Origin of the sequence: Chryseobacterium sp. C-71 (assembly GCF_020911865.1) — a bacterium.
Taxonomy (GTDB): domain Bacteria; phylum Bacteroidota; class Bacteroidia; order Flavobacteriales; family Weeksellaceae; genus Chryseobacterium.
On the sequence record NZ_CP087131.1, the window covers coordinates 1,071,663 to 1,093,002 of the forward strand.

Genomic DNA, 21,340 nt, shown 5'->3' on the forward strand with positions numbered 1-21,340 from the left:
CCGAAAAGCTATACGAGTAGGAAAAACTCTTGAAAATTAAATATGAAGAGAATTATTTTATTAAAAACCATGAAAAAACTCTACTTTTTACTCTTAACTCTCATTACAATTTCTGTGTTTGCACAAACGTACAGTTACACAACTTACAATACTTCAAATTCAGGAATTGGCAGCAACTATATCGCCGATATTAAAACGGACGCCAACGGTTTGCTGTGGATTGCTACTTATAACGGCGTTTCAACTTTTAACGGAACAACTTTTACAAACTACAATACCACTAATTCCGGGATTGCATCTAATTCAATAACAAAAATTGAAATTGACGGATTGGGAAGAAAATGGATTGCTTCTCAATTCAACGGTATCATTTCTTATAATGGAAATACCTGGACCAATTACACAACGTCCAATTCAGGATTACCAAGTAATGAGATCATTGATATAGCGGTTGATGGGCAAAATAACCTTTGGGTGGTAACCAGTGCGGGACTTACAAAATTCAATGGGACTACGTGGACTACCTATAATTCAATATCAAATCTGAACTCTGTAGCAACGGACAGCAGTAATGGGGTTTGGGTTACAAATAACGGAGTATTGTATAAATTGAATGGCAGTACTTTCAATTTCGTAGCGCAAGGCACTCAAAAAATATTGAGAATTGCCAACGATACAGTATATGTGAAAGGTTTTGACAGTTTAATAACTTTAACGACAAGTGGAACAAATATCACATTTACCTATGCAAACAGTTCTTGTCTGGCAGGACCTCAGCTTAATGCTTTGGATGTAGACAATAACAGCAAAGTATGGATTGGCTTCAGCGGAGCCGGCGTACAAAATTTCACAAACTGTACAACTTATAATACGACAAATACCAATTCAGGTTTACCTGACAATTATTTTAGCACCGTTAGAACACAAAGCTCAGGAACTATTTGGTTAGGAACATTACAGCTTGGTTTGGTAAAAATGGCACCAAGTTCCAGTCTCTGTGCCTCTCCTACTCAAATGCATACTTCGAATGTGGCTTCTACAACAGCTACTTTGAACTGGTCACCAATAGCCACGGCACCTTCTGGAGGATATGTATATGCCTATGGTACATCGCAGACAATGGGAAGCCCAAATGGTAATACAGTCGCTACTTCGGCAGATTTAATCAATTTATCTCCAAACACTACTTACTATTGGTGGGTTAAGTCTAACTGCGGATCAAATCAAAGCAGTTGGGTTTCAGGTGGATCTTTCACAACACTTTCTCCTGCAGGATGTTGGCAAAGTGTAAGTGCAGGTGTAACGCATTCATTGGGAATAAAATTAGATGGAACACTTTGGGCTTGGGGTTATAATGTTTATGGTCAATTGGGTGACGGAACCGTGGCAACGAGGCAAACTCCTAAACAGATAGGTACATCAACAGACTGGAAAAAAGTAGTTGCAGGCGCTCAGTATTCAGTCGCAATAAAAACAAATGGAACATTATGGGCTTGGGGCTACAACGGCCAAGGGCAGCTTGGTGACGGAACTACAATTAATAAAAATAATCCCGTACAGGTAGGAACAGCTAATGATTGGCTGGATATTACAATTGGAAATGAACATACATTAGCCATAAAAACAAATGGAACACTTTGGAGCTGGGGTAACAATAATACAGGCCAGCTGGGTGACGGAACAACCATAAACCGGAACGTACCTGCTCAAATCGGAACCATCAATACGTGGAAAAGTATTGCAGCAGGAAATGGTTTTTCGTTGGCATTGCGAACGAATGGTACCCTCTGGACTTGGGGAAATAACCAAAATGGTCAATTGGGTGATGGTACCACTACAAATAAAAATACTCCAACACAGATTGGTACAGATACAGATTGGGCGGAAGTTGCAGCAGGATATTTTCATTCTGTAGCAAGAAAATCAAATGGAGTACTTTATACATGGGGAAGAAATAATGAAGGACAGCTGGGTAATAATAACAATACAAACAGTTTAACACCAACTGCAGTATTTGATCAAGTTAAAAGTATTGATGCAGGAGCACATCATACTGTAGGAATAACAATATCTGGAAATATGTTTACTTGTGGGTATAATAATTCCGGTCAATTAGGAGATAACACAACCACGAACAGGAACTGGGTTTCTGTAGGAAACGCCAGCAATCATCAATTGGTTTCCGCGGGAGCCTTCCATACTTTATCATTAGATTTAGACGGCTTCTTGAAAGTTTGCGGAAATAATGAGATGTATCAATTGGGTGATGGTACAACTGTAAATAAACTGACTTTAACATCAATAGTTTGCCCTGTAAATTGTAATCCTCCTACCCAGTTGTATACTTCCAACATTACTTCAAATACAGCTACTCTTAACTGGCTTCCTTCAGCATCAGCACCTACTGCAGCATATGTATATGCTTATAGCACTAGCCAAAATATAGGAAATCCAAATGGAAATACTGCAGTAACATCAGCAGATATAGCAAATTTACTACCTAATACAACTTATTATTGGTGGGTTTCAGCTAACTGCGGATCCAGTCAAAGTATTTGGGTGTCGGGAGGGTCTTTTACAACACTTTCTGCCAATACTGGTTGTTGGAAAGCTATAAGCGCGGGCTCTTACCATTCACTAGGAATAAAAACAGATGGTACGCTTTGGGCTTGGGGTAATAATATTGATAATCAATTGGGAGATGGAACGAATGTCGCAAAAAATACCCCACTTCAAATAGGAACTGCAACGAATTGGAAAAAAGTTTTTGCAAGTGAAAAATACAGTGTTGCAATCAAAACAGATGGAACACTTTGGGCATGGGGACATAATATAATGGGACAATTAGGAGACGGAACAACTATTAATAAAACGATTCCAACAAAAATAGGAACAGCCACTAACTGGGAAGATATTGCAGTTGGAGAATCTCATACATTAGGAATAAAATCAAACGGAACTCTATGGGCGTGGGGAATGAATGTAAGCGGAGAATTAGGAGATGGAACAACTACAGACAAACTTATACCCACCCAAATAGGAACAGCAAGCAATTGGAAAAGTGTAGGAGCAGGTACATTCTTTTCAGTGGCAATAAAAACAGATGGTACATTATGGGCTTGGGGTTATAATGGTCATGGGCAGTTAGGTGACGGCACATCAACAAATCGTATTTTACCAAAACAAATAGGAACTGCTACCGATTGGGCAGACATGGCAGTAGGAAATTCGCATGTTGCAGGAAGAAAGACAAATGGACTTCTTTTTACTTGGGGATTTAATGGATCTGGGGGATTAGCTGATGGAACTACAAGCAGCAGGTGGACTCCTTCGCTAGCAGCAGATGCAATTCAAAAAGTTTTTACAGGTAGTTTTAATACAATAGCTATAACAACATCAGGAAATGTGATTGCCAGTGGGAACAATAGTACAGGACCATTTGGTAACAATACGACCACCAATACATCTAATTGGACAACTATCGGCAATAATATGACGATAATTTCTACAGGGGGATGGCATACTCTATCTTTAAATGACAATGGTGTTTTAAAGGTTGCCGGACGTAATAATTATGGACAATTGGGCGATGGTACCAGTGTTCAGAAACTTACCTTCAATCAGCTTGCATGTCCTACAAGTAATTTAGCCGTTGAAGAAACTTCAGCAACTACAGATAACCTTAAAGTTTTCCCAAATCCTGTAAGTGATATTCTTAATATCTCTTTCGATCAAAAGATTCTTTCAGTAACAGTTTACAGTGCTAGCGGACAACAAGTTCTTACTAAAATCATCAATGATAAAAAAGGTACAGTTGATGTTTCTTCTCTACCATCAGGAGTTTATGTGATTAATGTAAATGCAGACAATAACACAGTAAAAACAGTTAAAGTAATCAAGAGGTAAATATTGACAAATAAACTTTTACTGTAAAAACCACATTACAGTTAAATGAAAAACAATTAGCGTGTGCGGACATCCGTGCACGTTAATTATTTAAAACATATTGAAATGAAAAAACATCTCTACATTTGAATGCATTAAAACAAGAAAAATATTATTTGCTATAAAAACATTTTATTTGTTTATGAGTAGTAAAAAGATAATCCTGTCCATTTTAAGTATATTGTCAACTAATTTCAATCACAAAAAAACTCCGATTTTTCGTCGGAGTTTATATTTTAAATTAAATAAGATTACAAAATTTTTGAAACTTCATTACAAAGCCATTCCAGCAATTCTAAATCTTCTTTCGTGAAAGGATCGATGGTGTGAGAATCGATGTCAATCTGCCCGATATTTTCTCCATTTTTGAAGATAGGAACTACAATTTCTGCTTTTGTATCAATCGAACAGCTCAGATAATTATCCTGCAAATGAACATCAGGAACGATAAACGTTTCGTTTGAAACTGCAACCTGTCCGCAAATTCCTTTTCCGTAAGGGATAATAATATGATCTGTTTCTGCACCCACATAAGGACCTAACTTCAACTCGTCTTTATCGCCGTTTTTAAAATAAAAACCAGTCCAGTTGAAATAGGATATTTCCTGATCTAAAAGATGACAAACTTTCTCAAGTTTCTCTTCAGTATTATGCTTTGGACTTTCAAGAATAGACGAAAGTCTTTTTTTTAATTCAGACATTTTAAATTTGTTTTAAGAAAATTGTTTTAGAGAAAGCTCCTGTTTGTAACCGAACATTCCTCTTTCTTTTATCATTTCAGCAACACCTTCCGGCACCTGATTTTCCCAACCGCTTACGTTGCAGGCTATTTTTCTCAGTATTTCTCTCGAATAAATTTCCAAAAACTCCGGATCGTAGTTTTTAATATCTACAATACGATTATTTAATTTGAAATATTTATATAATTCTTTCAGACTTTCTTCCACTTTAAGGTTTTCAGAATCAAGCAATTCGTGAGTTTCAGGATCTTTGTAAGGATAAAGATATACTCTCATTCCGTTACGGAAAAACTTACCAAAAGCTTCCAGAATTCCACCAGACAGATCTTTATAATATTTCTCATCGAATACCATCAACATATTATTCACCCCCATCGCAACACCAATGTCACCATTCGTATAATGTGAGAAATAATCAATCAATCTGTAGTATTCTGAGAAGTTTGAAATAATTACGGTATATCCCAATTTACCAAGTACGTCTACCCTATCCAAGAAATCTCTTTCATCGATATCTCCGTCTGCACGCAGGTTTGAGATGGTAATTTCGATCAGAACTTCAGTTTCTTCCTGAGTACAGATGGCATCTTTCAGAAACATATCCATTCCGTTTCGGAGCATATCAATATTTACTCTAGTAACCGGTCTGAAACTTCCTCTCACTGCGAAAATATTCTTTTTATACAAAACATCTGCAGGAAGCATATTGTTCCCCTGAGAATTAAAGATTACTGCATCGGTCATGTTATTTTTCACAAGCTGCAAAGACATCAATCTATTGTCAACATAGGCGAAAGCTGGACCGCTGAAATCAATCATATCAATCTCAAGATTGTCTGTAGCCACATCATCATAAAGAGACTCTATTAACCTTCTAGGGTTATCGAAATACGTAAAGGCACCAAAAATAAGATTCACACCAAGATTGCCCAAAGTTTCCTGCTGCAAAGTAGCATCATTCTCTTTAAATTTTACATGAATGACAACCTCATTATAATCTTCATTTTCTTTTACCTGAAAACGGATTCCTACCCAACCGTGACCTTTTACCGTTTTATCAAAATTGATGGTCGTTACCGTATTTGCGTAAGAAAAAAACTTTCTGTTTGGGCTGTTTTCTCTGGAAATTCTTTCTTCAATCAATGAAACCTCATAACGAAGCATCTTACGAAGTCTATTCTGAGTTACATACCTGTTTTTTGCTTCTTTTCCGTAGATGGCATCACTAAAATCTTTGTCATAAGCTGACATCGCCTTAGCAATAGTACCGGAAGCTCCTCCTGCTCTAAAAAAGTGTCGTACAGTTTCCTGCCCTGCTCCAATTTCTGCGAAAGTACCATAAATAGTAGGATCTAGATTAATTGTTAATGCTTTTTGTTTAGGAGTTAGTTTCTGATACATTAGGACATTAAATTTTTCGTAAATTTACCAAAATTAAACCAACCTCAAAACAAAATGAAGTTGAAATTTTTAGGAACCGGAACTTCGCAAGGTGTTCCCGTTATTGGTTGCACGTGTGAGGTTTGCACATCTCAAAATCCGAAAGACAACCGTTTTAGAGCTTCTGCAATGGTGACAACCGATGAAAATAGAAAAATTCTCATCGATTGTGGCCCCGATTTTCGTCAGCAAATGCTGATTAACAAAGAAAATCATATCGACATCGCTCTTCTCACCCACGAGCATAATGATCATGTGATTGGTCTTGACGATATGCGCCCGCTAATTTTTAAAAGTGGAAAAAATATGCCGCTTTATTGCAGCGAGAGGGTCGGAAATGAAGTTAAAAATCGTTTTCCGTATGCTTTTGCCGATGAAAGATATCCGGGAGCTCCTGCATTCGATCTGCATACGATTGAGAACACTCCATTTGAAATTTTAGATTGCGAAATTATCCCAATTGAAGTTATTCACTACAAAATTTCAGTTTTCGGGTATAAATTTAAAAACCTAGCATACATCACAGATGCCGGCTTTATTTCTGACATTGAAAAAGAGAAATTGCAAAATTTAGATATTCTTATCTTAAACTGCATTCGTAAATTTGATCCGCATCCTGCCCATTTTATATTGCCGGATGTGATAAAACTCTACGAAGAGCTAAAACCTAAGAAATTATTTTTGACACATTTGAGTCACCATTTCGGCCTGCATGATGTTGAAGATAAGTTACTTCCTGCCGGAATACACCTTGGTTACGATGGTTTGGAGATAAATTTTTAAAGAAAAATTAATAAAAAGTTTTTGAACATTAAAAAAAGTTCCTATATTTGCACACCAATTTAAAACAAACATCAAGCCCAGTTGGCGGAATTGGTAGACGCGCTAGACTCAAACTCTAGTATCGAAAGATGTACCAGTTCGATTCTGGTACTGGGTACAAAAAACCTCTGAAATCATTTGATTTTCAGAGGTTTTTGATTTTGAGGGTGTCAAAAGGGTGGCTAAAATTACAGCTTGACAAAATCAACACCTACTCGTAATGGATAAGAAAAAGCATGATTAGCTATTCTTTGAGCATAATTTTGACGAATAGTTGTAATATATTTTACTTGTTTTGCTTTACGCACACCTTCATTTTCTGTCTATCTAAACTCTTAACTTCAATAGCAGGGTTATGTAATTCTTTATAGATGTCCTCTGATAATAGGGATGATTGTGAATCTCTTAATGAAAGATTCATTTTTTCAATCAATATTCCTTTATAAATTCTTCGTAAAAACTATCTAAACCTTCTTCGTTAAGTCGATTTCGATGTTGAAATAAAGCATCTTTAGTAAAATTAACTTTATTGTCATTATTTATAATTCCAACCCTAAAAATTCTATTAAAAAAATCTATTACTAATAGTTGATTATAACTATCTGTATCGTTAATGATGTGATCAAAAAAATTCTCTAATAAATGATCTGGCTCATTTTCTTTTTTGTTAAAAATTGTAATTATCGTGTTATTAATTTCCAATAAGTACTTTTCTTGATTAATAATATTTGGACAAGGAAGAGGATGATTTAGCTCTTCATAAACAGTGCTTAAATTACAGGTAGATATTTTATAAATAGCAAATAGATTATCAGTAATAGAAGTTGCCTCTTTAAATTTATTTATCTTGTCCTTATTGCCATCTTTGCTCAAAAACGCACCAATTATCTTTTTTATCTCTTCCAAGGCTGATTTTATGAAAATCAACAAAATCAAATCCCTCACCAAATATACCCTCTGTATATTCTTTGTATTCCTCAAATAGTTCAGGTTTTAAATTACAATAATTAGTTAATATAGTTCGAAATACATCATCAAGTCTATCTTCACTTGTATAAATTACACAGAAATGGACATTAGGTTTATTAATTATTTTATTTAAGATCTTTAAACTTTGTTTTTCTCCGGATTGACCCTCTAAATGCCAATTTAGTAAAATTAAATCTCTATTATCTAAACAATAGTTCACACATTCTTCATTACCTTCACTATCTCGAACATATCTTATTGGCTCTAAAGAAACACCTGATTTTCTAAATTTGGCATATAATTCTAAGGACAACCCTTCTTCTTCTTCTTCTTCTTCTTCTTCTTCTTCTTCTTCTTCTTCTTCTTCTTCTTCTTCTTCTTCTTCTTCTTCTTCACCAGTCAATGCATCATCATTGTTATCGAATTCACGAGCATTATCATCAATATAAATTGCTGATTTAATATTATCTTTTAAGATTTCCTTTGCAATATCTATATATGCCATTTTTAATTCACTTTTGTATTAATCACGAAGCAAGCTCCATTTAAGATATTATATTTTTTATCATTAGTTGCAAAAACATAATATCCAACTTCATTTGGATAATGCATAATTTTAAAGATTTAACACCAAACCCAAACCGACAGATTTAGAATGAATAACTGGATAAATGAAAGTTACATCTTTAGATTCGTTATTCTTAAAAATCTTATTGACGATGGGAAATATCCAATAAGCAATCTCGGTGCTTAAGATACCGAAACCTGCTCCTGCAATGATATCTCCTACCCAATGTTTATCGTTAAAAGCTCTATAAATCCCCGTAAAAGCTGCAATTGGATATCCCGAAATTGCAAGCCATATATTTTCATCTTTATATTCCCTGAAAAGAAAATGCGCCGATGAAAAAGCCGTTGCCGTATGTCCTGAAGGAAATGAAAGATTGTTTGAGCCATCCGGACGTTCTTCTTTCACCAAATGTTTCAAAGGTAAAGTAACAGAAGCTACAATAAGTTGAGATGTTCCGTAGATAATGGTCCGTTCCTTGAAATTGTGCTTACCTTTTAACCCTGCAATATTATATCCGTACACCATTGCTGCAGGAAGATACTGAGTATAATTATCAAGCTTTATTTGCTTGGGTTGATGTTCGTTGATCTCATATTTTGTTGTACTGTTAAGATTTTTTAGCGCATCGGAATTTAAACTTATCACACCGAAACCTATAAAAGCTGTTGGAATTATCAGTTTTTTATAACTGAAATGATACATCTCATCGTTATATTTTTTCGATTCTTTTGCAGTGATAATTACAGAATCTTTCATCACTTTGTACTGCCCAAAAAAAAGCATTGAGCAATACAAGATGAATGACATGGTGAGCAATTTTACCATTATTTAAATCTAAGATTTAATGAAATAATATCTGACTTCATACCGATGGATTTCGTGTAATGACCATATCTGATTTCCAGCATATTGAGTCGCTGTATTCCGAATAATCCGTTTTTTGGATTGATTCGGATTCCTGCTCCATAAAAATGACTGTTGAAGGTTGAAAGATCGTAGTTGCTGGTATAAAAATCATTAAAAGCGGTATGTTGCTGATTGGGCAGAAAATATTTCGCACCATTTTGAGAATAGTATCTGTAAAACGGACTCACAGAAACGAAAGGCGAAATTTTCACAGGCGTTTCTATATTGATGGTATGAGATTTCAGTCCCCAATCGTCGGTGTAATAGCGGTAATAACTTCGCAGAATTATTTTATCACCAAAGAAATAATTAGCTCGAATCCCTACCGGAAGTTTAAATCTTTTGTCCGGCAAAGCTTCCTGATGCACAGAACCATCGGTAAAATAAACCCTGTGAAAAGGCAGACTGAGATAACCTGTCTGTTGAACGGCATCAGTCATTAATTCCAGTTGAAAATTCTTATTAATGATCTGTGAATAGGATAGCGAAAATGCAAACGTATTTCTTCCGCTTGTCCCGGTACTTTGTACGGAAGAATCTTCCCTCAGTTCTATTGGTGCAATCATCGATACCTGATCGATAAATGTCTGAAACCTTGCGGTAAACTCGCCCATTCTATTAGGTGTCTTTTGAGCAAAACCAATATTTGCACCCATCGACTGATAATCGTATTCTCCGGAATATGAAACGCCAGCCATTAACGTGCTTCCTTTTGATTCGTTTTCACGGCTCCAGCCCAATGAAGGATAAAATCTGGTGTCTGCACTTGAAGCTGAAGAATTGGCTTTCAGATCGATCATATCTGACGATGCAGACGTGTAATGGTCTATCCCAAGATCAAACGTAAACTTATTCTTTCTGAATTTTTTGTCATATTTCACCATAACGACATCTATGGAATTGGAAATATCTGTGAGCTTTTCTGACCCAACACCGCCAGTTACCGCAGCATTGTTTCCGTCTTGTTTATAATAGCTTGACACGAGATTGATCTCATCCAGACTCAGTTTTTTTGATGGTTCGGTACTGGTATTTTCCTGTGCTTGAGCGTTGAAAAATCCGAAAAGCGCAATGATGCTTATAATTACTTTTTTCATTTTAGTTCTTTTTAAATATTAGTAATTAATTGCATCCACACCCACCGCCAACTTTGCCGGCATTAGCTCCCGAAGAACCTTCACGATAAGATTGGAAACTCAGTTCTGTTTTTTCAATTGTTCGGTTTCCCAAAACCATTTCAGCATCATTGAGTTTATTTTTTTCGTATTCTTTTACTGTTGTACAAGAATGAGTTAGTGAAAGGGCAAAAAAGACAGATATGCCCATTATTATTTTTATTGAAATATTTTTCATTTGGAATTGTTGTTTGATTATTAAAAAGTCACAAGCACAATCGATGATTCTAATTTTGAATTTTTATTTTAAAGATTAATTGGAATCTTTAACTGCACTACGTATTGTTATTTGTGTTTAAAGAGAATCTATAATCTTATTTAAAATTGATGTTTTTGGATGAATGAATCTTATTTTGATCATCGATGATGATGCATTCTAAATGATTGATCTGATTCACAAGACCAATTGCCGCATCAACTCCCATAATTGTGACGGGCGTTGCCATCGCATCAGCAATCTCGGCATTCGGACAAATAATAGTCACACTCTTAATCCCCGAAACCGGCATTCCCGTTTTGGGATTGATGGTGTGAGAATATTTTTTACCGTCTATCACTACAAATTTCTCGTAATTGCCGGAAGTTGCCACGGAAGTATTAGTGATGTTCATATAAGAAAACGGAAGCACAGCGTTATCGGGATCTGCAATCCCTATCGTCCACGGTTTTCCGTCTGCCTGTGATCCCCAAGTTGTAAGATCTCCGGAAGCATTTACAACTGCAGAAGAAACACCTCTTTGTTGAAGAATTCTTTTAGCCATTTCGGCAGCGTAACCTTTACCAATGCCTCCAAAACCTATTCGCATTCCTTTTTCTTTCAAAAAAACCGTTTGACTTTCTGCGTTCAAAAGAATGTTTTTATAATTGACAAGTTTCAGATGTTCTTTTACCAATTCAGGATCGGGAAGCTGCACCATTTCACGGTCGAAGTTCCAAAAGGTTTTATCGATTCCGCCGTAAGAAATATCAAAATAGCCATCAGTTATATCACTGATTCGCAGACTTCTTTCGATCAACTGAAAAACCTCTGCATCTACTTTTACAGATTTTATTCCTGCATTTTTGTTGATGAGATTGGTCTGACTGTCATCGCTGTAAGTCGTGAGCAATTTTTCAATCCTGACGATTTCCGAAACAGCCGCTTCTATATGTTTTAAAGCAACTGTTTCACTCTCATCAACGACTGTGATCTCAAACATATTTCCCATCAATTTTTGGGATTTGCGAAACTCTTTCTGCATTTTTAATTATTTTTTCTGATAGAAACTTCGGATCTCATTGCTGAAAGCAAGTGCGTCCTGCGATGGCAAACCTTCCCATGTTTTCAGAATTTTTCCTTCAGAATCTAATAAAATTGTATACGGAAATAAACCTTTTGGATTATAGAGGTCTGCCAAAACTACATTCTCTTTTTTGATTTCTGCAGAAGGTTGATTTTTCTTGCTTCTTGGGAAATCTGCATTCACATATTCTAAAATATGGTCGGTTGAAAGCTTCCTGAAAGCATCAGTTTCAATAATATTTTTGTGCAGTTTGATACACGGAATGCACCAATCTGAACCGGAAAAATTGAGAAGTATCAATTCGTTTTGCTCGGAAGCGTTTTTTTTCGCTTGTTCGAAACGTGTCTGTGCGTTAGCAAAAACCGAGAATAGTGCCAACATTGTGACAGCAAATATTGTTTTCATTTGTTTAAAAAGAATTTAACAGTAGAACCAGTTAAGCCTGAATGCTTCTAAACATTCAGATATAAATTTTATAATTTGTAGAAATTTGAGATTTAGAATTAAATCTCAAGAAATGAATTAAGCGAACTTCGGTGGTTGCCAAATAGAATGCAGGTAACCTTTGATGTAAAAATCTTCGTCAAAAGAAGGTATGTTGTGAACTTTGTAATACTTGTATTCTTTGCCGGAAAACTCAAAACTGAACGCCGTATTGATCGTAAACACAAGCGATAAAGTAGAGTGTATGATAAAAGGAAGTTTTCTATCGGTCTTATAATCTGCGTCTTTCGCAGGATGATCATAGTGCATTTTGAGAAATCCACTGAAAGACATATCTGGATTTAGCTTTTTGTGTTCACAATAGTGCTCAACAAGAATTGGGAGCTTCAAAATCTGATTGAGCTCAGTTGTTGAAACTAAATAGAGAGAGAGCAATAATATGGAAACCCACTTTTTCACATATCAAAATTATGAAATGTTTATTTAAGAACGATTACAAATAAAGAAAAAGGTTAATCTATCATTTGATTCCCAAAAGCATAAAATTCTAATTATGTGTGATATGTGCAAAAACTACAAAGACTCTTGCAACGTTTTTCGTTTACAATAGACCAACTTTACTTTAAACCAAAATCAATACAAAATGTCAAAAGAAAAAGATAATAAAAAATCTACGGATAAAACAGTTGCTTCTAAAAACAACAAAAGAAAAACGTGTTGATAAACTAACAAAATGTAAAGAAAAACGAGATCAAAATAAACTAAAGGATCAACAATGATAGCTGTAAAAAAAAGGGAATTCTTCTTAAAAAAAAAACAGAATTAGACTTTGAATGTGATGGTGTACTAAATCCTGCAGTAATCAAAGATCATGGGAAAACATATCTTTTTTATAGAGCAGTAGCCAAGAGAAACATTTCAACAATTGGGTATTGCTCACTTTTAAATCCTTTAGAGGTTCAGGAAAGATATGAATATCCGATATTACAAACTGAATTTGAATATGAGAAGCATGGTATTGAAGATCCTAGAATCGTTAAAATTGAGGATATTTTCTACCTTACCTACATAGCCTATGATGGCATCAATGCATTGGGAGCTCTCGCAATTTCTAAAGATTTAAAAAACTGGCAGAAATTGGGCAGTTTTCTAAAATCAATAAACCTGATATTTAATCCTGATATAACTTGGATGACTATGCCCGTGCTTTAATTGCCATCTGTCAACATTATGAACAAACCCGAGATGAAAAAGACCTAAAATTGATTGAGATCTATCTTGATGTTATAGAATATTGCCAGCAGACTGATGGTAGTTTTCTAAATTATGTAAACGAAGAAAAAGAGTTTACGCAACAGAATTATGAGACCAGCTTAGAAGATTCCAATGGAAGAGCACTTTGGGCTTTAGGATATTTGATTTCAAAAAGAGATATTCTTAACAAACATTTTGTTGGAAAAGCGGAAATAATTATTCAGAAAAATCTTCCTTTTGTACACGAGATCAATTCAAAAAGATCAATGGCCTTCATTATAAAAGGTTTGCACTATCAAAATTCTGACAATTATATAACATTACTTGATCTGTTAGCTGGTCGTTTGGAAAGAATGTATCTTCATGAGGCAAAAGAAAACTGGCATTGGTTTGAAAGTTATCTCACCTATGGAAACAGCGTTTTACCGGAAGCCATGTTATGCGCATGGATGGCTTCCGGTAAAAATAGTTATAAAAAAATTGCGCTGGAATCTTTTCAGTTTCTTTTGTCAAAGATATTCGTAATAATGCTATAAAAGTAATCTCTAACAAAGGATGGCTTCAGAAACACGAAATAAAATTATACTCAAACGACGGTGAACAAACGATTGATGTTGCTTATACCATTTTAACGTTGTCAAAATTTCAGGAATGTTTCGGGATGAATCTTATTCCGTAATGATGCAGGATGCCATTAACTGGTTTCTGGTAAAAAATCATTTGAATCGAATCATTTATAATCCGGGAACAGGACTGGAAAAGAAAAGCGTTAATTTGAATCAAGGTGCAGAGTCTACAGTCAGTTATTTAATAGCGAGACTTTGTTTTTCAAATAGTAATTAAATTTTAATCATAAGAAATTTAGGTATTTGCAATTCTTTACATCCTGTAAAAAAATTAATCTAATTTTTATCACAACAAAATTACAGAGTGATCAGTGAAATTCTGCAATTATTCTAGGTGTTAATATACTTGAATGGTTCATAAGTCCGAACGGATTAAAACAAAGAATTATACTTTATAAATAAACCCGTTGTGCATTCGGAATCATTTTGTATGCAGCAATCACGGTATCCAACGGTGCATTCTGATCTCTTTCACCGGCCAGCACAAATACAGGACATTTCGCCTAGAGTGGTTTTATCGATATTCAGGTTGTTGTAATAATTGCTTAGAGTGCTGAACCATTCGTCGATCCTTTTCGGTTCTGGTCGTATGGCCATTTGCTGTTTCCAAAAGATCTTATCCATTGCAGAAAAGCTTTTATAATCCATTTTAAACTCACGGAAACCTTTCTTTTTCTTCCACTCTCCTGCTCCGATCGCAACGAGTTTTTCAATTTTATTTGGATATTGCTCAGCAAAAAAAATAGCCCGTGTAAGCGCCATCACTAAAGCCTACAATCGTCACTTTTTCTTTGGTCACTTTTTCAAGAACCGCACTCTCATCTTTGGCTTTTTGTACATAGCTTGGAATTTTGTTACCCATTTCGGATCTTCCGTGTCCGCGTGTAGAGATAGAGATCACCTGATGTTTCTGAGAAAGACTATCGATCAGCTGACCCATTTCCAAAGGTGAACCTACGATTCCGCCGTGCAGTACAACAATCGGACTTCCCTTTCCGTAGATTTCATAGTAGATCTTTGCATCATCAGATTGTACATAATGTCCTACAGATTGATTGTTTCCGTAAGGAATACACATGTTTTGGCATTACCCTGCATAAAATAGCGCAGACCTGTGAGATCCTGACCAAATACTTCGAACAACCAATATTTTATTAATTTATTTAAAATTGCTCTATTCTCAAAAATCACATACGAGATCGGAAACCTGCAAGATTGAAAGTTTTACAGAGCGAACTACAGGAAACCTATTCCAAATTATAATTTTCAGCAATTAATATGAAAGGAATATGTTGGTGACCTACGAAAACAAAATCGGCGTTAGAAACTTTTTTTACAATCGCTTCAGTAATTTCGAGTGTTGTTTTGAAGTCCATACCTGCAACATACATTGGTAAAAACCTCATCTTTTGCCAAATCCTATTTTACCGAATTGGTTCCCAGTCTGTTGACGATTTCATCAAAATTGTATGTGTTCGCCATTTAAATTTTACTTTGAATCCAAATATTTTTTGAGGTCAGAAATACTTTTTATCTTCAGTTTATCGGCTTGTTTTTTTCGCATCATTAAGGCATAAGAATTATTAAACCCCAGCGGTTCCAACCACTGTATTCCATATTGTTTCCTGAATTCAGAATCCACAAATTGATACGTTTTATCGGCACTTTTCGAAACGTTTTGGATGGATTTTGCTGATGGTTTTAATAAAACTAAAAGTCCGGTTCCTGTGTATTCAGGGTAAAAATCGATGGCGTCGTTCATTAGAGCATCGAAACAGATTTTCGTTCCGCCCAAACCGGTTTTGGTTTCCACTTTATAATTGGTATAGCCTTCAATTAGCATTTTATACATTTCTGTGAGGATGTACTGCTCCCCGAAAATCTTCGAACCGATTCGAACGGTTCCGGAATTTCCGTTTCTGGAAACTCTGTACAGTTTATTTTTCATTAAAAAATCCTTGGCAATTTTTTCAGGCGTTTGATTGAGATAATCTGAACGGTAATTCAAATCTGTCATTATTGAATCGTTAAATTTTCCGGAAAGTAAATTCAAAGTTTCTTCAAGTTCAGGAAATTTTTCTAAAGTTTTCGTCTTGATAATCGGTGCTGCAAAATACGGAGGAAAAATCTTCTTATCATCCTCCAAAACGTACAAATCAAACGCTTTGATTCTACCGTCTGTGGAATATCCGCTGATTAAATCCAATTCATTTTCATAAGCAGCTTTGTACATCACGGCATCATTCACGACTTTAGGATTGACATTCAAACCATAAACCGAGCGCAAACCTAAATCTCCGTCCTGTCTTCCCATAAATTCGGGAGTAAATCCTGCTTTCAACTTATTATCTGAAACGGAACTCATCAAATAAACAATTCCAAATACCACTAAGATTGCTGGGATAATGTACTTTAATTTCTTTAAAAACTGATAGCCAGATTTCTGCAAAACAGCAATCGTCTGGTCGAGTAAAATCGATAATAGTGCTGCAGGAATGGCACCTGCCAAAATCATATTGGTATTGTTTAAAGAAATTCCACCGAAGATAAATTCACCCAAACCGCCAGCAGCTACAAAAGAAGCCAAGGTTGCCACACCAACATTGATAACGGCAGCGGTGCGAATCCCTGCAATAATCACGGGCATTGCCAGCGGAAGTTCGACTTTGAAGAGCAGCTGTTTCCGGCTCATTCCCATAGCTTTGGCAGCTTCGATGACTGTCGGATTTACACCCGTAATTCCGGTAAAAGTATTTCTGATAATCGGTAAAAGTGCGTAAATCAACAAAGCGACAATGGCTGGTGTTGCACCAATTCCAAATGCTGGAATCATAAAACCTAACAAAGCGATACTTGGAATGGTCTGTAAAATTCCGGCAAAACCAAGAACAGGATTTGATAATTTTCTTTTTCGGGCAATTAAAATTCCTAATGGTAATCCTACAACAATCGCTAAAGCTAATGACAAAAATGTCAATCCCAAATGTTGCACAACTTGGGTCAGTAATTTTTCGTGCTGTTCGATAATGAACTGCCAAAGACTTTGTTGCGTCATAGGATTTGTAATTTTCGGTAATCGTTGAAAGCTTTAATCAATACTTCGTACGCATCTGTGTTTTTATGGTCAGAGCTTAATTTTTGTAAGGCATTCCAAATGCTTGTCTCTTCTGTAAATTGAAATTCATCGATAAAATTTTCTGAATTGATGAAAGATTTGACATCATTTAAGCTTGCGACCTTGTATTCCAATAACAGTCTGTTTTCGGCAAAGAAATCTTTCACAAAATCATTTTCTGGTCGATACAACATTTCCTTTGGAGTTCCGGTCTGAATAATTTTTCCTTTATCCATCAAACAAATTCTGTGTCCCAGTTCAAACGCTTCCTGAACATCGTGTGTGACAAGAATAATGGTTTTACTTTTAAGCTCTTCCAGCGATTTGAATTCCGAATGAATATCGGCCTTTGTAATATTATCCAATGCTCCGAAAGGTTCGTCCATCAAAAGAATCGGTGAATTGGCGATCAAAGCCCGGGCAATACCCACTCTCTGCTGTTGGCCACCGCTTAATTCGTTAGGATAACGGAAAAGAACATCTTCAGGAAGATGAAGTTTGTGCAGGAGTTCTTCGGTTCTCTTTTGAATCTTTTGCTTGTTCCATTTTAATAATTCCGGAACAACAGCTATGTTTTGTTTAATCGTATAATGCGGAAACAAACCGGAATTTTGCATCACAAAACCGATTCCCATTCTGAGTTCTTCCACTTTTTGGTTACGGATATTTTTTCCATCAATCAAAATATTTCCGGAATCGGCTTTTATGAGACGGTTAATCATTTTTAAAGTGGTCGTTTTTCCACAACCACTCGTTCCCAGAAGCACCAATATTTCCTTATCATTGGCTTGAAAAGAAATATTGTCCACTGCTGGTTTTCCGCTGAAACTTTTTGAAACCGATTCTACTGTAATCATGGGCAATTATTGAGCAAGTCTTATTCCTGTGAACTGCCATTTCAAGCTAGTCTGGAAGAAGTTACGATATGTATTTCTGCTGTGTCCGATTGGCGTTGCAACAGATGCGCCCCGCAGAACCATTTGATTGACCATAAATTTTCCGTTATACTCTCCTACTGCGCCGGCTTCTTTTTTAAATCCTGGATATGGTAAATAGGCAGAGTTGGTCCATTCCCAGCGGCTTCCCCATTTGAAATGATTGGAAGCAACTTCCCATTCCGCTTCGGTCGGCAGACGCATGCCCTTCCAGGAGGCGAAGGCTGAAGCTTCGTAAAAATTGATGTGACAAATGGCATCATTTAAATCTAATTCCTGAAGTCCATTCAAAGTATAATTCATCCATTTACCATCAATCAAATGCCAATATAAAGGAGATTTTGCTTCATTCTGTTTCACCCAATCCCAGCCCTCGGCGTGCCAATGTCTGAAATCATTATAGCCACCTGCTTCCATAAATTCTAAATATTCTTGGTTGGAAACTAAACGGTCAGCAATTTTAAAATCATTGAGATACACTTTATGCCTTCCTAGTTCATTATCAAAACTAAAACCTTCTCCCTGAAAACCGATTTCATAAACACCTTCATTGAAGTGAATCATTTCGATGTTTTCAGAATGTTCTTTCGTTGAAAAAGCTTCATTTTTGTAAGCCGGAAAAAGTGGATTGTGACCTAAAATATATTTGATATCCGTCATTAATAATTCCTGATGCTGCTGCTCGTGATTGAGTCCGAGTTCGAGTAAAGGTTTGATTTCTTCTGTTAAATATTCGCTTTGAAGAAATTTATCCATTTGCTCATCGACATATTTTCGGTATTTGTAAATATCAGAAACTGATGGACGGCTCAGATTTCCTCTGTCAGTACGGATTACTCTTGCACCAATCGTTTCATAGTAACTGTTGAAAACGAAATTATACTGAGCATCGAAAACCTGATAACCAGGAAAGTTGGGTTCCAAAATAAAAGTCTCGAAAAACCAAGTCGTGTGACCCAAATGCCATTTTGGTGGACTTACATCGACAGTTGGCTGAACCACATAATCCTCGATTTCTAAAGGTTCGCAGATTTTAACGGAATGATTTCTGATTTCTAAATATTTCTCTGCCCAATCATTTATGGAATTTGATATTGTAAGAACGGAATTTTCTTTCATTGTAATATATTTTGAAATTATAATACTTGCCAAATAGAATCTACAAACCATCTTTTGGAGTCGGCAATCTCATTAATGATGTGAAATTTGGAATCCCGTGCAAGTTTGGTGATATCTTCGAGAGAAAATTTTTGTGAGATTTCCATATCAATCAATTCATTTTCTTCAAACCGGAAAACTTGGTTTCCAATGTGTACATTTTGCTCGGCAAGACTTACAAGATAACTTTTGCAAGCGCCTGATATTGGGTCGTAGGTTTGGTAATGTTGGTAATTCAAAACATCGAAATCGGCTTCCAGTTCGCGGTTCATTCTGATGAGAAGATTCAGGTTAAACGATGAAGTGATTCCTGCTTCATCATTGTAGGCATTGAGAATAGTATGCGGATTTTTTTTAAGGTCAAAACCAACCAGAAGAATATCGCCACGATTGAGCTTTCTTCTGAGTTCTCTGCAGAAATGATAAGATTCTTCTAAGTCCATATTACCAATATTTCCTCCTAAAAAAAGAACCACTTTTCTTCTTTGCGAGATGGTCATTGCCTTGTCGAGCATATTAAAATAGTCGCCTTCCAAAGTGATGACTTCCAATCCGGGCAAATCTCTGCTGAACTTTTCACTCAATTCATCCAAGATATGGCCGGAAATGTCAATCGGCATATAAGTGAAATCGATATTTTTTTGGGTCAGATGTTCTAGCAGAAAACTGGACTTCATTGCATCGCCAGCTCCCAATTCTATCAAATCGAAAGGTTCATTATCGATCAGGATGCTTTTTGCCAATATCTCAGTTTTATTTTTGAAGATATCCAGCTCGCAATTGGTGAGATAATATTCCGGCATATCCATAATCTGCTGAAAAAGTCTGTCACCTGCCTCGTCGTAAAAATATTTTGAATGTAATTTTTTCGGACTGCTTTTCAAGCCTTCGAGAACGTCTGCCAGAAAAGTTTCCTTGGAGTCATTTTGTGTCTGAAACTCTGTTTCCACCTGTGAATTCATAAATCTTGTTTTTTGGGTTTTTAGAGAACTACAACTATCTTGCCGCCGCCGTAATTGGATTCCATAAAAGTGTGGGCTTCTGCAATTTTTTCCAGACTGAAAACCTTTTTTATTTTCGGATGAATATTCCCATTTTCGATTTCATCAATAAAATCCTGAAAATATTTTCCTTCCACCCGCATCTGCCCGCTATCGTAAACGGTGACAAAAGTTGCAGCCGGAATATAATCCATCGGCGCAAAATCTTTGATTGACCATTGCTCAGAAAGCATTCCGGTCATACAAACGATTCCACCCCGAACAACCGATGCTAATGAATCTTTTAAAGTGGATGCTCCCACCAACTCTAGAATCTTATCAATTTTTAAGTTTTGAATCGAAATTTGTTGTGAAAGATTTCCATCGTCAATCAATACTTCATCGGCTCCATTTTCAATCAATAAATTTGTTTTGGTGATGTCTCTGGTTGTACTAATGACTTTCAGACCTTCAGATTTTGCCAGTTCTGCCGCTAAAAGACCAATGGAAGAAGTTCCACCACGGATAAGAATGGTTTCACCTTTTTTAATCATAAGCGCTGAATGTAATGAACCGTAAACCGTCTGGAACATTTCCGGCAGAGCACCAAGAATTCCCCAAGATAAATCACTTTCAAAAGAACTGATAATTGATTTAGGTAAAACTGCATACTCTGCATAACTGCCATCAAAGTCACGCCCCATTCCGCCCATAAAAGCAGTCACTTTTTGACCTTTTTGGAATTCATTTGAAGGGTCTTCAACAATTTCGCCTACGCACTCAATTCCTAAAATCCTCGGAAACTGAACACTTTCGGAATAGCCTTTTCTCGTCATTATTTCTGAACGGTTCAATCCAAAAGCTTTGATTTTAATCAAAATCTGATTTTCTTTCGGAGACGAAATTTCTCTTTCTTCCAGACGCAAATTCTCTGGTTCGCCGGCACGGTATAAAACAGCTGCTTTCATCGTTTTAAG

The 21,340-nt window shown here is 36.0% G+C and carries 23 protein-coding genes and 1 tRNA gene; 6 read left to right on the plus strand and 18 right to left on the minus strand.

Going from position 1 to position 21,340, the window contains the following annotated elements; all coding sequences use genetic code 11:
* The first annotated feature begins 69 nt into the window (after nt 1–69).
* Nucleotides 70–3,906: a T9SS type A sorting domain-containing protein gene (locus LNP04_RS04805; RefSeq protein WP_229985434.1), complete on the plus strand. Its 3,837-nt coding sequence runs from the start codon at nt 70–72 to the stop codon at nt 3,904–3,906.
* Nucleotides 3,907–4,196: 290 nt separating this feature from the next.
* Here the strand turns inward: LNP04_RS04805 and LNP04_RS04810 are convergent, their stop codons facing one another.
* On the minus strand, nt 4,197–4,646 hold the full coding sequence (locus LNP04_RS04810; RefSeq protein WP_115950968.1) for a GAF domain-containing protein: 450 nt from the start codon (nt 4,644–4,646) through the stop codon (nt 4,197–4,199).
* 12 nt (nt 4,647–4,658) lie between these two features.
* Entirely contained in the window at nt 4,659–6,086 is a 1,428-nt protein-coding gene (locus LNP04_RS04815; RefSeq protein WP_229985435.1) for a TonB-dependent receptor, read from the minus strand.
* A 54-nt stretch (nt 6,087–6,140) separates the two neighbouring features.
* On the opposite strand from LNP04_RS04815, the gene LNP04_RS04820 reads away from it, so the two are divergent.
* Together LNP04_RS04820 and LNP04_RS04825 are read left to right on the plus strand one after the other, a co-directional pair.
* Complete coding sequence (locus LNP04_RS04820) at nt 6,141–6,908, plus strand: MBL fold metallo-hydrolase (protein WP_229985436.1); 768 nt, start codon at nt 6,141–6,143, stop codon at nt 6,906–6,908.
* 75 nt (nt 6,909–6,983) lie between these two features.
* A tRNA-Leu gene (locus tag LNP04_RS04825) sits at nt 6,984–7,065 on the plus strand.
* Nucleotides 7,066–7,376: 311 nt separating this feature from the next.
* Here LNP04_RS04825 and LNP04_RS04830 read toward each other — a convergent pair.
* From LNP04_RS04830 to LNP04_RS04865, 8 genes are all read right to left on the minus strand, one after another.
* The gene (locus tag LNP04_RS04830) at nt 7,377–7,853 is read right to left on the minus strand and encodes a hypothetical protein (protein WP_229985437.1); all 477 of its coding nucleotides are present in this window, start codon (nt 7,851–7,853) and stop codon (nt 7,377–7,379) included.
* Nucleotides 7,801–8,421: a response regulator receiver domain gene (locus LNP04_RS04835; RefSeq protein ID WP_229985438.1), complete on the minus strand. Its 621-nt coding sequence runs from the start codon at nt 8,419–8,421 to the stop codon at nt 7,801–7,803. Before LNP04_RS04835 ends, LNP04_RS04830 begins: the two co-directional genes overlap by 53 nt.
* Nucleotides 8,422–8,532: 111 nt before the next feature.
* Nucleotides 8,533–9,294, minus strand: coding sequence for a phosphatase PAP2 family protein (locus tag LNP04_RS04840; protein ID WP_229985439.1), 762 nt, complete (start codon nt 9,292–9,294; stop codon nt 8,533–8,535).
* Between the two features lie 17 nt (nt 9,295–9,311).
* Nucleotides 9,312–10,490, minus strand: a complete 1,179-nt coding sequence (locus LNP04_RS04845) for a DUF3570 domain-containing protein (protein WP_229985440.1) — start codon at nt 10,488–10,490, stop codon at nt 9,312–9,314.
* Nucleotides 10,491–10,515: 25 nt separating this feature from the next.
* A complete protein-coding gene (locus LNP04_RS04850; RefSeq protein ID WP_229985441.1) occupies nt 10,516–10,746 on the minus strand; it encodes a DUF4266 domain-containing protein in 231 nt (76 codons plus the stop codon).
* Nucleotides 10,747–10,882: 136 nt separating this feature from the next.
* Entirely contained in the window at nt 10,883–11,809 is a 927-nt protein-coding gene (locus LNP04_RS04855; RefSeq protein WP_229985442.1) for an FAD:protein FMN transferase, read from the minus strand.
* 6 nt (nt 11,810–11,815) lie between these two features.
* Nucleotides 11,816–12,256, minus strand: coding sequence for a thioredoxin family protein (locus LNP04_RS04860; RefSeq protein WP_229985443.1), 441 nt, complete (start codon nt 12,254–12,256; stop codon nt 11,816–11,818).
* Between the two features lie 117 nt (nt 12,257–12,373).
* Nucleotides 12,374–12,628 carry a hypothetical protein gene (locus LNP04_RS04865; RefSeq protein WP_229985444.1) on the minus strand — a complete coding sequence of 85 codons (255 nt, stop codon included), beginning with the start codon at nt 12,626–12,628 and terminating at the stop codon, nt 12,374–12,376.
* A gap of 528 nt (nt 12,629–13,156) precedes the next feature.
* Between LNP04_RS04865 and LNP04_RS04870 the strand changes: the two genes are divergently transcribed.
* From LNP04_RS04870 to LNP04_RS04880, 3 genes are all read left to right on the plus strand, one after another.
* Nucleotides 13,157–13,507: a hypothetical protein gene (locus tag LNP04_RS04870; protein ID WP_229986274.1), complete on the plus strand. Its 351-nt coding sequence runs from the start codon at nt 13,157–13,159 to the stop codon at nt 13,505–13,507.
* Entirely contained in the window at nt 13,483–14,085 is a 603-nt protein-coding gene (locus LNP04_RS04875; protein WP_229985445.1) for a hypothetical protein, read from the plus strand. Before LNP04_RS04870 ends, LNP04_RS04875 begins: the two co-directional genes overlap by 25 nt.
* A gap of 115 nt (nt 14,086–14,200) precedes the next feature.
* Entirely contained in the window at nt 14,201–14,392 is a 192-nt protein-coding gene (locus LNP04_RS04880) for a hypothetical protein (RefSeq protein ID WP_229985446.1), read from the plus strand.
* 254 nt (nt 14,393–14,646) lie between these two features.
* On the opposite strand, the gene LNP04_RS04885 is transcribed toward LNP04_RS04880, so the two are convergent.
* From LNP04_RS04885 to LNP04_RS04920, 8 genes are all read right to left on the minus strand, one after another.
* The gene (locus LNP04_RS04885; protein ID WP_229985447.1) at nt 14,647–14,937 is read right to left on the minus strand and encodes a hypothetical protein; all 291 of its coding nucleotides are present in this window, start codon (nt 14,935–14,937) and stop codon (nt 14,647–14,649) included.
* Entirely contained in the window at nt 14,906–15,253 is a 348-nt protein-coding gene (locus tag LNP04_RS04890; protein WP_229985448.1) for an alpha/beta fold hydrolase, read from the minus strand. The genes LNP04_RS04885 and LNP04_RS04890 overlap by 32 nt, the downstream gene beginning before the upstream one ends.
* A 169-nt stretch (nt 15,254–15,422) precedes the next feature.
* A complete protein-coding gene (locus LNP04_RS04895; RefSeq protein WP_229985449.1) occupies nt 15,423–15,581 on the minus strand; it encodes a hypothetical protein in 159 nt (52 codons plus the stop codon).
* A gap of 83 nt (nt 15,582–15,664) precedes the next feature.
* Nucleotides 15,665–17,230 (minus strand): ABC transporter permease/substrate-binding protein, encoded by a 1,566-nt coding sequence (locus LNP04_RS04900; RefSeq protein ID WP_229985450.1) that lies wholly within the window; start codon nt 17,228–17,230, stop codon nt 15,665–15,667.
* Nucleotides 17,227–18,147, minus strand: coding sequence for an ABC transporter ATP-binding protein (locus LNP04_RS04905; RefSeq protein WP_229985451.1), 921 nt, complete (start codon nt 18,145–18,147; stop codon nt 17,227–17,229). Before LNP04_RS04905 ends, LNP04_RS04900 begins: the two co-directional genes overlap by 4 nt.
* Before the next feature lie 6 nt (nt 18,148–18,153).
* Entirely contained in the window at nt 18,154–19,344 is a 1,191-nt protein-coding gene (gene egtB, locus LNP04_RS04910) for an ergothioneine biosynthesis protein EgtB (RefSeq protein WP_229985452.1), read from the minus strand.
* A 17-nt stretch (nt 19,345–19,361) separates the two neighbouring features.
* A complete protein-coding gene (locus tag LNP04_RS04915; protein WP_229985453.1) occupies nt 19,362–20,345 on the minus strand; it encodes an L-histidine N(alpha)-methyltransferase in 984 nt (327 codons plus the stop codon).
* 20 nt (nt 20,346–20,365) lie between these two features.
* Nucleotides 20,366–21,331 carry a zinc-binding alcohol dehydrogenase family protein gene (locus LNP04_RS04920; RefSeq protein WP_229985454.1) on the minus strand — a complete coding sequence of 322 codons (966 nt, stop codon included), beginning with the start codon at nt 21,329–21,331 and terminating at the stop codon, nt 20,366–20,368.
* Between the last annotated feature and the right edge of the window lie 9 nt (nt 21,332–21,340).